Origin of the sequence: Escherichia sp. MOD1-EC5495 (genome assembly GCF_002965965.1) — a bacterium.
Taxonomy (GTDB): domain Bacteria; phylum Pseudomonadota; class Gammaproteobacteria; order Enterobacterales; family Enterobacteriaceae; genus Escherichia; species Escherichia ruysiae.
In genome coordinates this window covers 37,625-50,181 of record NZ_PTRI01000029.1, presented here as the reverse complement: position 1 = coordinate 50,181, position 12,557 = coordinate 37,625, and the positions used below count along the sequence as shown (strand labels likewise).

Here is a 12,557-nt window from a genome sequence, read left to right as displayed (position 1 = left end):
GTAGCGCGGTGGTCCCACCTGACCCCATGCCGAACTCAGAAGTGAAACGCCGTAGCGCCGATGGTAGTGTGGGGTCTCCCCATGCGAGAGTAGGGAACTGCCAGGCATCAAATTAAGCAGTAAGCCGGTCATAAAACCGGTGGTTGTAAAAGAATTCGGTGGAGCGGTAGTTCAGTCGGTTAGAATACCTGCCTGTCACGCAGGGGGTCGCGGGTTCGAGTCCCGTCCGTTCCGCCACTTATTAAGAAGCCTCGAGTTAACGCTCGAGGTTTTTTTTCGTCTGTATTTCTATTTTTGCCAAAATCGCAAAAATCCTCTGCATTTCACGCTCTTTTTCCGCAACAGTCTGAAGCCCATAATCATCTCGGTTAACGAACATAGCATTAGAAGAGGCATATTATGGCTATCCCTGCATTTGGTTTAGGTACTTTCCGTCTTAAAAACGACGTTGTTATTGCATCTGTGAAAACGGCGCTTGAACTTGGCTATCGCGCAATTGATACCGCACAAATCTATGATAACGAAGCTGCCGTAGGTCAGGCGATTACAGAAAGCGGCGTTCCACGTAATGAACTCTATATCACCACTAAAATCTGGATTGAAAATCTCAGCAAAGATAAACTGATCCCGAGTCTGAAAGAGAGCCTGCAAAAATTGCGTACCGATTATGTTGATCTGACGCTAATCCACTGGCCATCACCAAACGATGAAGTCTCTGTTGAAGAGTTTATGCAGGCGTTGCTGGAAGCGAAAAAACAAGGGCTGACGCGTGAAATCGGTATTTCCAACTTCACGATCCCGTTGATGGAAAAGGCAATTGCTGCTGTTGGCGCTGAAAACATCGCCACCAACCAGATTGAACTGTCTCCTTATCTGCAAAACCGTAAAGTGGTCGATTGGGCTAAACAGCACGGCATTCATATTACTTCCTATATGACGCTGGCTTATGGTAATGCACTGAAAGATGAGGTTATTGCTCGCATAGCAGAGAAACACAATGCGACCCCGGCACAAGTAATTCTGGCGTGGGCAATGGGGGAAGGCTACTCAGTAATACCGTCTTCTACTAAACGTGAAAACCTGGAAAGTAACCTTAAGGCACAAATTTTACAGCTTGATGCAGAAGATAAAAAAGCGATCGCCGCACTGGATTGTAACGACCGCCTGGTTAGTCCGGAAGGTCTGGCTCCTGAATGGGATTAAGCCTCTCTGACAGCTCCTTTGGGAGCTGTTTTTACATGCTCGCTAAGGAAATCGATAAAGGCCCGGATGCGAGTACTTACCGCTCGGTCGCTGTAATAAACGGCACTGAATGGCATTTCCACTGGCAACACTTTATCTGCCATTAACTCCACCAGTTCACCACGAGCAATTTCTCTGTCGATCATATAGTCGGACAAACACGCAATCCCGTTGCCACTCAGGCAAAGCTGTTTCAAGGTTTCCCCGCTATTGGACGACAAACCGTACTTCACTTCATGTAATTGTCCATCGCTACAGGCTATCGGCCAGGTATTGAGGGACGCGGGTTCAGTGAATCCCAGGCAAACATGTTGCTTTAAATCGTCGATAGTTTCTGGCTTCCCGTAGCGGGCAATATAGTCGGGGGAGGCGATAATTTTTCGATAACTGTTAAATAACGGCCTGGCTCGTAAGCTGGAATCCGTTAACGTACCGGCGCGAATCGCGACATCCACTTTTCTTTCGATCAAATTAATGATCGTTTCGGAGGAGACTAGCGATAAAGTGACTTCCGGATAGCGTTCACGGAAAGGCTTAATCAACGGCATCAGAAAGTGCAGCACCACTGGAGTTGCGGCATCGATCCGTAACAGTCCACGCGGTGTATTACGCGTCTCCATAATTTCTGATTCTGCTGCTGCCATCTCCTGCAAAATTGACTGTACGCGACGAAAATAACGCTCGCCTTCTTCCGTCAGGCTAAGTTGTCGCGTGGTCCGATTAAGAAGGCTAACGCCAAGTTTCATCTCCAGCTTTTTCACCGCCCGGCTTACCGCTGAGTTTGCTTGCCCTAATTGTTCCGCTGCCCGGCTAAAGCTGCCGCTTTCGACGACCGAAACAAAAATGGCGAGTTCTTCCGACGTGGCTTTCATTTTTGCTCCTGTTGCAAAATAGAAGAGATATTTTGAATTTATTTGTCATTAAACCATCAGGATGCGTGATATGTCATCCGATTTAATGTTCTCAATAATGAGCAAAATTCTGACCGGTGTAAGCACTTGCTTACATAACAATATACAATTGCTCGTTGAAAGAGTGAGCTAAAATCCCTATAACAGTAGAATCCTCCCGAGTGCGGAAGGGTTGACGTAATAGAGGTTTCAAAGTCAAAAGTGCGAAAAAACACCTATGCCATGCGCTATGTTGCCGGACAACCTGCGGAAAGGATCTTACCGCCGGGGTCTTTTGCGAGCATCGGCCAGGCATTACCACCTGGAGAACCGTTAAGTACCGAAGAGCGTATTCGGATCCTGGTGTGGAACATATACAAACAGCAACGCGCTGAATGGTTGTCGGTATTAAAGAACTACGGCAAAGATGCACATCTGGTGTTATTGCAGGAAGCGCAGACAACGCCAGAGTTAGTACAGTTTGCGACCGCTAACTATCTTGCTGCCGATCAGGTGCCCGCTTTTGTGCTGCCACAACATCCTTCCGGCGTAATGACCCTTTCGGCAGCGCATCCGGTGTATTGCTGCCCGTTACGCGAACGTGAGCCTATTTTACGTCTGGCGAAATCGGCACTGGTGACGGTCTATCCATTACCTGACACCCGCCTGTTGATGGTAGTCAATATACATGCGGTCAACTTCAGTCTGGGCGTGGATGTTTATAGTAAGCAGTTGCTTCCTATTGGCGATCAGATAGCCCACCACAGCGGTCCGGTCATTATGGCGGGAGATTTCAATGCCTGGAGCCGTAGAAGGATGAACGCTTTATATCGCTTTGCGCGAGAAATGTCGCTGCGCCAGGTGCGTTTTACTGATGATCAGCGTCGCCGGGCGTTTGGTCGCCCGCTCGATTTTGTTTTCTACCGTGGTCTGAATGTCAGCGAAGCTTCCGTACTGGTTACGCGCGCTTCTGATCACAATCCGCTACTCGTTGAATTCAGTCCCGGCAAGCCTGATAAATAAGGTATGTCAGGTCTGCCACAGGGCAGACCAACGTTTGGCGCTGCCTTTTTATACTCAAACAACAAAAGGACAGTGCAATGACAACACAATCCCACCATGAGCACGTAGAAAAGCAGTTTAGCTCGCAGGCCAGTGAATATTTAACCAGTACCGTGCATGCATCCGGGCGTGACTTACAGCGCCTGGCGGCGTGTCTGGCAAAGTATCCTGACGCTTGCGTACTTGATATGGGCTGTGGAGCAGGACATGCCAGCTTTGTCGCTGCGCAAAACGTGCAGGAAGTGGTGGCGTATGACTTATCTTCCCAAATGCTGGATGTTGTTGCACAGGCTGCAGATACCCGACAACTGAAAAATATCACCACCCGCCAGGGGTATGCCGAAAGCCTGCCTTTTGCCGATCACACCTTTAATATTGTTATTAGTCGTTATTCTGCCCACCACTGGCATGATGTCGGTGCGGCATTGCGTGAAGTAAATCGGGTGCTGAAACCCGGCGGGCTGCTGATTGTGATGGACGTAATGTCTCCGGGTCACCCTGTACGCGATATCTGGTTACAGACGGTAGAAGCATTGCGCGATGCCTCTCACGTGCGTAATTACGCCAGCGGTGAGTGGTTGACGTTAATCAATGAAGCCTATCTGCTTGTCGATAATTTGATCACCGATAAATTGCCTCTGGAATTCTCTTCGTGGGTTGCGAGAATGCGTACGCCAGAAGTGTTAGTAGACGCTATTCGCGTTTACCAACAGAGCGCATCGACAGAGGTGAAAACGTATTTTGCCTTGCAGAATGATGGCTCTTTCACCAGTGATATCATCATGGTTGAAGCACATAAAGCGGCATAAATAAAAAAGGCACCGGGGGAATCGGTGCCTTTCTGTTATCTGGTTTGTCAGGAATCTGGCATATTGTTGTTTTTCACAAACAACGTCAGCTTATCGCCTGGTTGCAGATTCGCAGTATCACTGTTCCAGCGCATCACATCTTTGATGTTTACGCCGTGACGCTTAGCAATGCTTGAAAGCGAATCACCTTTGCGCACACGATACGTAATACTGTCGCTGTTGTTTGCCAACCGCTGTGCGCTACTACCAGCGCCAATTGTCAGGCTTTGGCCTGGTTTCAGCTTAGAACCGCGCAGATTGTTCCACTGCTGCAAATTCTTTGTGCTTACGCCGAGACGTGAAGCGATGCTTGAAAGCGTGTCGCCAGAGCGTACGGTGTAAACGCGGCTATTAAGCGGCGTATTGTCGGCAACCAGTGTCGACTGTACGGCGGCAATTTCGCCTGAAGCCAGAGATTCACGCAGTTGATCTGCATGTTTCTTTGGCACCATCACGTACTGTGGACCACTTGCGCCCAGCGTGGAGCCTTTCACGCCAGCGTTGAAGGTCTTCAGTTTACTGACGGAAATTCCCGCCATATCTGCAACCTTCGTCATTTCAACCGGGCTACTCAGGTGTACACGCGCCAGAGCACGGCTTTCATCGGTCGTCGGCAGACGTACACCATAACGCTTGCTGTTTTTGAGAATATCACTCAATGCCAGCATCTTAGGCACGTACTGCTTCGTTTCCTGCGGCAACGGTAACGACCAGAAGTCCGTGGATTTCCCACGCGCTTTGTTCGTTTTAATTGCCTTCATCACTCGACCTTCGCCGCTGTTATAAGCCGCTACGGTCAAAAGCCAGTCGCCATCAAACATCTTGTTCAGACGCTGCATCATGTTCAGCGCGGCAGTTGTTGAAGCAACAACATCGCGACGCGCGTCATAATTGCGGGTCTGTTTCAAACCATAATTGCGCCCCGTGCTCGGAATGATCTGCCAGATGCCTGCGGCATTGGCGCCAGACGTCGCGTGAGGATCAAAAGCGCTCTCCACTATGGGTAGTAGTACCAGTTCCATAGGCATGTTACGTTTTTTAACTTGCCCGGCTATCCAGTACATATACGGCTCTGCCCGTAAAGTTACATCGTGGAGATAGCTCTTATTGCGTAAATATTTCTGTTTCTGTTCGCGAATCCGGTCGTTTTCCGGAATTCCCATCTTTAGCTCGTCGCCTATGAAAGCCCACAAGTCACCATCCGGCGCGATAGACGTCCCATCGTCCATCCATCGTGCCTGACTTGTAAACTTTGCTGCTTCCCCTTGACCAGCTGCAGAAAGGCTCTGTGCGTGCTGTTGAACGTTACCAGTACTCTGGCAACCCACGAGCAGGACAGAGGCGAGTAATATCGCTTTTGCCTTCATGTGTGTGTCAATAGTTGCTTAAAAGACGACCGATCATAACGGCGAACGAAGCCGATGACAAGAAAGTTTTATCAGAATCTATCTTTCTTTGACCTTAACCAGGCAAAACGTTCTTCAGGTTGTTGCAATAATGTTTCTTTATTAATTACATTAATTAAATCAATATCTTCTGTTCTCAAAAAAACATTATTTTGCCGCTCATTTTTCAGAATTACGGGTAGTGTTATTTGATTTTTTGCCCGTAACTCCTTAACTTTACGATAATAATCATTTATAGACAAATCGTGCGGAAGAATGCTCAATGCAAACTTCATATTTGATAAAGTATATTCGTGAGCGCAACATACCAGTGTATCGTCAGGAAGCTCACTTAATTTTTTAAGTGATTGATACATCTGTGATGCAGTGCCTTCGAATAGTCTACCGCAACCGCCAGAAAACAGAGTGTCGCCACAAAATAGATAAGGTTTACTAAAGTAACAGATATGTCCTAAAGTGTGACCTGGCGTAGCAATTACACTAAATTCATGCCCCAAAACGAAGGCAGTATCACCATCTTTGACTACCTGCGTTGTTCCCTTATCTTGTGTCTCTTCTGGCCCATACACCACAATTTGCGGATACTTTTCTACCAGTTCTTTTACACCGCCAACGTGATCGTGGTGATGGTGGGTGAGGAAAATCGCTACTGGTTGCCAGTTGTTAGCTGAAATCGCCTTTAATACGGGTTCTGCCTCTCCTGGGTCGACAATCAGGCAACGACCTGCTTCATCAGACAAAACCCAGATGTAATTGTCATCAAAGGCGGAAATACTGTTAAGATTCATATATTACCTCTCAGTGCGAAACGGAAGGTTGTGATGAAACCGGCAAGGACCCCTCAAACTGTCGTGGCTCCTGATTGCTGGGGCGATTTGCCCTGGGGAGAGCTTTATCGCAAGGCGCTGGAACACCAGCTCAACCCGTGGTTCGCTAAAATGTATGGTTTTCATCTGCTTAAGATTGGCAATTTAAGCGCAGAAATCAATTGCGAAGCGTGCGCGGTTTCTCATCAAGTGAATGTTTCTGCGCAAGGAACGCCCGTCCAGGTGCAGGCTGATCCGCTTCACCTTCCTTTTGCCGATAAATCCGTCGATGTTTGTCTACTGGCGCATACATTGCCGTGGTGCACTGATCCGCATCGTTTATTGCGCGAAGCCGATAGGGTATTGATTGATGATGGCTGGCTGGTTATTAGCGGCTTCAATCCCATCAGTTTAATGGGATTACGCAAACTTGTGCCGGTATTGCGAAAAACATCGCCCTATAACAGCCGGATGTTTACTCTGATGCGGCAACTGGACTGGCTCTCTTTGTTGAATTTTGAAGTGCTACACGCCAGCCGTTTCCATGTTCTCCCGTGGAACAAGCACGGTGGAAAACTATTGAGCACGCACATTCCTGCGCTTGGTTGCTTACAACTTATTGTTGCCCGGAAACGGACTATTCCTTTAACGCTAAATCCGATGAAACAGAGTAAAAACAAACCGCGAATTCGCCAGGCAGTCGGCGCCACCCGGCAATGTCGTAAACCACAGGCTTAAACTTCGACTTGATAGCCTGTATCTTCCAGCGTGGGATTCATCGCCGCAGCACGAGCCAGTTCATCACAGCGTTCGTTTTCCGGGTGTCCGGCATGGCCCTTTACCCATTCCCATTTGATTTGATGCTGACCCAGCGCGGCATCAAGACGTTGCCAGAGATCGACATTTTTTACCGGTTTTTTGTCTGCGGTTTTCCAGCCACGTTTTTTCCAGTTATGGATCCACTGGGTAATCCCCTGGCGGACATACTGGCTGTCGGTACTCAAAATGACTTCGCAATGTTCTTTTAACGCTTCCAGCGCGACAATAGCAGCCATCAACTCCATACGGTTATTGGTGGTGCGGGTGTAGCCTGCGCTAAAGGTTTTCTCGCGTCCGCGATAACGTAAAATAGCGCCGTAACCCCCAGGTCCTGGATTACCCAGACACGAACCATCGGTGAAAATTTCTACCTGTTTAAGCATCTCTGGTAGACTTCCTGTAATTGAATCGAACTGTAAAACGACAAGTCTGACATAAATGACCGCTATGAGCACTGCAATTACACGCCAGATCGTTCTCGATACCGAAACCACCGGTATGAACCAGATTGGTGCGCACTATGAAGGCCACAAGATTATTGAGATTGGTGCCGTTGAAGTGGTGAACCGTCGACTGACGGGCAATAACTTTCACGTTTATCTCAAGCCCGATCGGCTGGTGGATCCGGAAGCCTTTGGCGTACATGGTATTGCCGATGAGTTTTTGCTCGATAAGCCTACGTTTGCCGAAGTAGCTGATGAGTTCATGGATTATATTCGTGGCGCGGAGCTGGTGATCCATAACGCAGCGTTCGATATCGGCTTTATGGACTACGAGTTTTCGATGCTCAAGCGCGATATTCCGAAGACCAATACCTTCTGTAAGGTCACCGATAGCCTTGCGGTAGCGAGGAAAATGTTTCCTGGTAAGCGCAACAGCCTCGATGCGTTATGCGCCCGCTACGAAATAGATAACAGCAAGCGTACGTTGCACGGGGCATTACTCGATGCCCAGATCCTTGCGGAAATTTATCTGGCGATGACCGGTGGCCAAACGTCGATGGCTTTTGCGATGGAAGGTGAAACACAACAGCAACAAGGTGAAGCAACAATTCAGCGCATTGTGCGCCAGGCAAGTAAATTACGCGTTGTTTTTGCGACTGATGAAGAGCTTGCAGCGCATGAAGCCCGTCTCGATCTGGTGCAGAAGAAGGGCGGAAGTTGCCTTTGGCGGGCATAATTAACCGTTAAAGGCGCTAAAAATAGCGCGTTGGGCGATTTTTGCAGCAAACGATTCAAAAGATGAGAAAAAACGTTGACGAAGGTCGAGGCAATCCGTAATATTCGCCCCGTTCCCAACGGAACACAACGCGGAGCGGTAGTTCAGTCGGTTAGAATACCTGCCTGTCACGCAGGGGGTCGCGGGTTCGAGTCCCGTCCGTTCCGCCAATATTTAGAAAGCCTGAATCAGTAATGGTTCAGGCTTTTGTCGTTTCTGGCTTTCGGGATTTTTCACCCCGGAAGTTAAATGGATATAATCCAGAAAATAGTTACACCATATAATGACCAGTAGTTATAAATTCTGGTCATTTTGGTTATTCCTGCGCATCCCACTTCTCCAGCAGTTCTGCTGGAACTTCATTGATTATCTCCGAAAAGCGTTTTCCGACCAGTCGTTCAGCCTGGCGCAACAAGGGAATGGTCGGGCTGCTTGGTTCACTGTGCTCAAACCAGCGGCGGATGACTCGCAGGCGTTTCAGTGCGTCGTTCCGATCGCTGATTTGCTGTGGCTCTGCGATGATCTTTGCAGTCGTTTCGGCTGGTATATCCACTGTGGGAGCGACATGCTCTGCTAGTGTCAGTCCGGTATTATCGATAGCCGCATACTTCGGCTGATCAGCCTGCGGTTTTGGTTGTGGGATTTCTGGCGTAGTGGTCTGTACCGCCCCAGGCAACAGGGTCAGCAGTTGCGTCAGACGCGAAAAGTCCGGAGCCAGGTCATTGAGCGTTTCACGAGCATGGTGTTGCAGTCGCTCAGTGATCTCGGCGGCCTGGCGAAATGCGTCCAGCGGCAGTGCGCCGCGTGCTTCCAGGTCGGCCAGTTGCTGACGTACTGATTCCGGTGCCAGCGCATCCGCCGGCCGTGATGCAGACAGCGAACGTTCCACATCCCGAACCTGAAGGCGCATGGCGGCGTTGTTTGATAGCGTAATGCCACGAATATCTGCCATTACGCCTTCGTGGTCCAGTAGCGCCGACAGCGCGTTACTGCGTGCTACAGCCGCATCTTCGGCGGTGGTATCTTCAGCCGCAAGCAGTTGTGGATGGATGGTGTCCGGGTTCGTGGCACACAACGTTTCCAGGAGCGTGAGTGTCTCCACCAGCCCTCTGACTCCGCCCTGATGGATGCGGCAGCGCAGCAGGATCACCAGGATGCGGATATCTTTGCTGCGCGCCAGCAGGCGGTGGGCGTCCCGCTCAAGCTCCGCCCAGTTAATGGTTTCCGGCGTACTAACAAAATCGCCATATTGTGCCTCTTCACGCGCTAAGGCGCGGGTGAACAGCAGCAAGTACTCTGGATCATACTCTAGATCCGGGCCGCAGGGACATTCAGCCGAAATAGGGTCAGACAGGGGGGTATCCATTAAATTATCCTCAGTGTGCCAGATAGTGTTCAGGTTCGAAAATCATGCCCGTCACCGGGTTGCCGTGCAGGGCTTTCCCTGCCCAGGCGGTCCAACCAAGCTGATATGGACCACCAGTAACAGCCGGAGGGGCTGCGTGTGGTTTAAGCTGTAGCTCAATTTCCCAGCAGTATTCAAACCCGGTAAATGCGCGAACCAGTTCCGTTAGTACTGGCAGGTTATTACCACCAGGCAGGAAACGCCGGTAGTCAGCCAGTGTCAGCGGGCCAATCACCAGCCGGAACTTATACTGCATGTCCGGCACGGCCTGGCCGATGAGTGCGCCGTTGCCAATGACGGAAGAGGGGGCTGGCATCCCCAGTCGGGTAATTTCATCATCAGCCACAGTTATCCAGTGCAGGACATACTCTTGTATCCGGAAAGGCACACTGAAATAGTGCGCCAGCGTGGCGGCCAAGCCGTCCGGGTTGCGGGATTCGCGCACCAGATGGGCTGATGCCGCCAGGCGAACGTGATCCGGCAGCGAGCTGTCTGCACTTTCCCGTAAATCCTGTCCGCTGAGGCTGGAGATATAAAAGGCAAAACGGTCATATTCCTGTTTATCCAGACCGCCTCCAGCGGACTGGGCGCTGCGCCATGCCTGATAAAACTGCGTCAACCAGCGGTGATGAAAAAGATCGGTAAAACGGGTCAGGGTCGGATCGCAGCGGCTTTCGGTCCGATTGCGCGCCAGTTCGGTGTAGTGCAGTGGCAGCGGACCGTTCGGTCCCCACAGTCCAAGGCTGTAAAGGCTAAGGTGCAGGCGTCCTTGCTGCCAGCTCACACTGGCGATTTCTCGCGGCGCAAAGGTCAGTGTAGGTGTTTGTCCGAGGCGAAATTTTTCCATACTTGGTTGCCAGGCACTACCTGCAGGGACGGTACATAACTGCACATTCACGCGGCGCATCAGGTTCAGAAAACCATAGCGCCAGGGCGTTTTCTGCGCTTGGGTGAAATCGCCGCTCATACACTTCCCCGTAGTCCGGCTCTGACCGGCCAGGTCATAATTTTCCCACGTTGCATACTGTGCAGTGTCATCTGCGAGAAGGTATTAATGGAAACATGACGAGCGATATATTGCTCCAACACCAGACCGAACAGATACGGGCTGATACCAGAGAATCCGTCCTCATCCACCGTCAGCTCACAACTGACGCCGCGACCATAGACCAGCAGCCCGGAACCGGGCAGACGGCGGGTAACAGGCGTTGTTTTACAGCCAATCAGGCTACGTACCTGACGCGACTGCGGACTGTCATGCGCCGGAATAAACAGGTTCAGCAGATCGCGCAGTGCCTGACCGCCGGTGCGGTGATCCAGATCGGCCAGCGGCAGATAATTAAAGGATAACTGGCGGATCAACCGCCAGGCCATTTCACGTTCCGCCAGTGGTGGCTGTGGTGGACGAGGTGGACGGATAAGCCCCACGCCTGCCACAGGGATGGCCGCATCTACGGTCAGATCGTCCCGGCCATTGCGTGCAATAAGACAGGGCAGATCGCGGTTGGTGACCATGGCAGTGATGGTGATATGGCGCAGATTTTCCGGGTATGGGGCTTCATACTGGTCAACCAGCGACAGGAATACTTCCGAGCCCGTATAGGGTGTGCGGGTGCCGTAGCGGCGGGCGTTCTCAGACAACCGACGCGGCTCCCGGCGCAGGGAAAAATAACGCCCATGATTGCCTTCATCATTATTGCGGGTGTGGTAGAGCGGGCGAAATGTCATCTTCCGCGTGGTGTCGACTTCCAACCCTTCCACTTCCTGGACCGAAAACACCTCATAGTCGAGCGGATGGGTCCTGTCCACCACCAGGTGCTGCTCCGTCGTGCTGTGTGTGATATCGATCCGGGCGGTGACGCGGGGAAACAGGTTGATCACCGGGGTACAGAACAGGCTGAACTGTGCAGCATTTGTCTGGTGGATCAACCAGTCTGGCGGCAGGCGGTTCAGTAAGATAACAATTTCCGCCACGCCGCTGTGAATTTTTTGTAACCCGGCAGACAGACCCGTCGGGGTGAAAAAATAAAAGCGTTCCGGGCAGGCAAAATATTCATGCAACAGGTTATGGCCGTGGAACACATTCCACGCCAGCGGCAATAGCCCTTGATCCGGCTCCAGACCCTCGTACATAACGGGCTGTTTCAGGTTCACATCCAGTACGCTGTCAAAATGACCCGGAACACCTGCCAGTGTGGCAATGGCGCTGGTGTGCAGCAGTTCGAACAGGTGTGAGGCCGTGCGCTCCTCGCCACAGAGATAGAGCGGCAATCTGTCCAGCCCGGCAAGCTGGCTGAAGGTCAGTTCACCGAAGGTGCGCAGGGTGATGCGCAGCGCCCCGGCGACGTGAATGTTAGCTGGCAGGTAGCGGTGCAGGGCGGGCATATCCGGCGGCGCGGCGGTCAGGCGCGCCTCTTCGATGGCAAGCGGCCACAGTGTCACATCCTGGCTGCTGCGAAACTGGCAGGCGGCGCTTTCACCTTCCGGAATGGAGGAAAAAAAGGCAGTGTTGCGTGGGACGGTGAATCCCTTCGCCAAATCGCCTTCTTCCGGATCGGGATGTAGTTGTGCCACGCTCATTGAGGGGGTAGGGGTAATGTAATTGGGACTGACGACCTCCAACAAACGCTGGGTGAAGCGGGGAAATTCAGCATCAATTTTAAGCTGCGTGCGGGCGGTCAGGAAGCTGAAAGCTTCGATCATACGCTCCACATACGGATCGGCAATATCCGCTCCCTGCATTCCCAGCCGAGCGGCGATTTTGGGATGACGGGCGGCAAATTCGGCTCCCGTTTCCCGCAGGTAGCTCAATTCGCGGTTGTAGTATTCCAGTAGCCGTGGATCCATCACTCACCCTCTAT

12 protein-coding genes, 2 tRNA genes and 1 rRNA gene are annotated in these 12,557 nt (G+C 51.2%); 8 read left to right on the top strand and 7 right to left on the bottom strand.

Annotated features, from left to right (window positions below):
• The 3 genes from rrf to dkgB form a co-directional block, all read left to right on the top strand.
• Positions 1-106, top strand: a 5S ribosomal RNA gene (gene rrf / locus BEG40_RS19460); the annotation flags it as partial.
• A gap of 54 nt (positions 107-160) precedes the next feature.
• Positions 161-237: transfer RNA gene (locus BEG40_RS19455), tRNA-Asp, on the top strand.
• Between the two features lie 162 nt (positions 238-399).
• Positions 400-1,203 (top strand): 2,5-didehydrogluconate reductase DkgB, encoded by an 804-nt coding sequence (dkgB, locus tag BEG40_RS19450; protein ID WP_105285975.1) that lies wholly within the window; start codon positions 400-402, stop codon positions 1,201-1,203.
• Here the strand turns inward: dkgB and yafC are convergent.
• Entirely contained in the window at positions 1,200-2,114 is a 915-nt protein-coding gene (gene yafC, locus BEG40_RS19445; RefSeq protein ID WP_000648559.1) for a DNA-binding transcriptional regulator YafC, read from the bottom strand. The two genes, dkgB and yafC, sit on opposite strands and share 4 nt — an antisense overlap.
• A gap of 240 nt (positions 2,115-2,354) precedes the next feature.
• Here yafC and BEG40_RS19440 point away from each other — a divergent pair, with 240 nt between their 5' ends.
• On the top strand, positions 2,355-3,155 hold the full coding sequence (locus BEG40_RS19440) for an endonuclease/exonuclease/phosphatase family protein (RefSeq protein WP_001230983.1): 801 nt from the start codon (positions 2,355-2,357) through the stop codon (positions 3,153-3,155).
• Between the two features lie 77 nt (positions 3,156-3,232).
• Complete coding sequence (locus BEG40_RS19435) at positions 3,233-4,003, top strand: class I SAM-dependent methyltransferase (RefSeq protein WP_105285974.1); 771 nt, start codon at positions 3,233-3,235, stop codon at positions 4,001-4,003.
• 47 nt (positions 4,004-4,050) lie between these two features.
• Here the strand turns inward: BEG40_RS19435 and mltD are convergent, their stop codons facing one another.
• Together mltD and gloB are read right to left on the bottom strand one after the other, a co-directional pair.
• Positions 4,051-5,409, bottom strand: a complete 1,359-nt coding sequence (gene mltD, locus BEG40_RS19430) for a murein transglycosylase D (protein ID WP_105285973.1) — start codon at positions 5,407-5,409, stop codon at positions 4,051-4,053.
• A 71-nt stretch (positions 5,410-5,480) separates the two neighbouring features.
• Entirely contained in the window at positions 5,481-6,236 is a 756-nt protein-coding gene (gloB, locus tag BEG40_RS19425; RefSeq protein WP_001052784.1) for a hydroxyacylglutathione hydrolase, read from the bottom strand.
• A gap of 33 nt (positions 6,237-6,269) precedes the next feature.
• Here gloB and BEG40_RS19420 point away from each other — a divergent pair, with 33 nt between their 5' ends.
• Positions 6,270-6,992 carry a class I SAM-dependent methyltransferase gene (locus tag BEG40_RS19420; RefSeq protein WP_016159330.1) on the top strand — a complete coding sequence of 241 codons (723 nt, stop codon included), beginning with the start codon at positions 6,270-6,272 and terminating at the stop codon, positions 6,990-6,992.
• On the opposite strand, the gene rnhA is transcribed toward BEG40_RS19420, so the two are convergent.
• Entirely contained in the window at positions 6,989-7,456 is a 468-nt protein-coding gene (rnhA, locus tag BEG40_RS19415; RefSeq protein ID WP_000917883.1) for a ribonuclease HI, read from the bottom strand. The genes BEG40_RS19420 and rnhA overlap by 4 nt on opposite strands.
• Before the next feature lie 64 nt (positions 7,457-7,520).
• On the opposite strand from rnhA, the gene dnaQ reads away from it, so the two are divergent.
• Positions 7,521-8,252, top strand: coding sequence for a DNA polymerase III subunit epsilon (gene dnaQ, locus BEG40_RS19410; RefSeq protein ID WP_105285978.1), 732 nt, complete (start codon positions 7,521-7,523; stop codon positions 8,250-8,252).
• Between the two features lie 132 nt (positions 8,253-8,384).
• Positions 8,385-8,461, top strand: a tRNA-Asp gene (locus tag BEG40_RS19405).
• Between the two features lie 146 nt (positions 8,462-8,607).
• Here BEG40_RS19405 and BEG40_RS19400 read toward each other — a convergent pair.
• Genes BEG40_RS19400 through tssF form a run of 3 tightly spaced genes read right to left on the bottom strand, consistent with a single transcriptional unit; the run spans position 8,608 to position 12,543 of the window.
• Entirely contained in the window at positions 8,608-9,657 is a 1,050-nt protein-coding gene (locus tag BEG40_RS19400; protein WP_105285972.1) for a type VI secretion system protein TssA, read from the bottom strand.
• A gap of 10 nt (positions 9,658-9,667) precedes the next feature.
• Complete coding sequence (gene tssG / locus BEG40_RS19395; protein WP_105285971.1) at positions 9,668-10,663, bottom strand: type VI secretion system baseplate subunit TssG; 996 nt, start codon at positions 10,661-10,663, stop codon at positions 9,668-9,670.
• Positions 10,660-12,543: a type VI secretion system baseplate subunit TssF gene (gene tssF, locus BEG40_RS19390; RefSeq protein ID WP_105285970.1), complete on the bottom strand. Its 1,884-nt coding sequence runs from the start codon at positions 12,541-12,543 to the stop codon at positions 10,660-10,662. Before tssF ends, tssG begins: the two co-directional genes overlap by 4 nt.
• Positions 12,544-12,557: the final 14 nt, after the last annotated feature.

What these genes read in the sequence shown, in the direction of transcription:
- dkgB (WP_105285975.1), top strand. Translation starts at nt 400, where the DNA reads ATGGCTATCCCTGCATTTGGTTTAGGTACTTTCCGTCTTAAAAACGAC.
- yafC (WP_000648559.1), bottom strand. Translation starts at nt 2,114, where the DNA reads ATGAAAGCCACGTCGGAAGAACTCGCCATTTTTGTTTCGGTCGTCGAA.
- BEG40_RS19435 (WP_105285974.1), top strand. Translation starts at nt 3,233, where the DNA reads ATGACAACACAATCCCACCATGAGCACGTAGAAAAGCAGTTTAGCTCG.
- mltD (WP_105285973.1), bottom strand. Translation starts at nt 5,409, where the DNA reads ATGAAGGCAAAAGCGATATTACTCGCCTCTGTCCTGCTCGTGGGTTGC.
- gloB (WP_001052784.1), bottom strand. Translation starts at nt 6,236, where the DNA reads ATGAATCTTAACAGTATTTCCGCCTTTGATGACAATTACATCTGGGTT.
- BEG40_RS19420 (WP_016159330.1), top strand. Translation starts at nt 6,270, where the DNA reads ATGAAACCGGCAAGGACCCCTCAAACTGTCGTGGCTCCTGATTGCTGG.
- rnhA (WP_000917883.1), bottom strand. Translation starts at nt 7,456, where the DNA reads ATGCTTAAACAGGTAGAAATTTTCACCGATGGTTCGTGTCTGGGTAAT.
- dnaQ (WP_105285978.1), top strand. Translation starts at nt 7,521, where the DNA reads ATGAGCACTGCAATTACACGCCAGATCGTTCTCGATACCGAAACCACC.
- BEG40_RS19400 (WP_105285972.1), bottom strand. Translation starts at nt 9,657, where the DNA reads ATGGATACCCCCCTGTCTGACCCTATTTCGGCTGAATGTCCCTGCGGC.
- tssG (WP_105285971.1), bottom strand. Translation starts at nt 10,663, where the DNA reads ATGAGCGGCGATTTCACCCAAGCGCAGAAAACGCCCTGGCGCTATGGT.
- tssF (WP_105285970.1), bottom strand. Translation starts at nt 12,543, where the DNA reads ATGGATCCACGGCTACTGGAATACTACAACCGCGAATTGAGCTACCTG.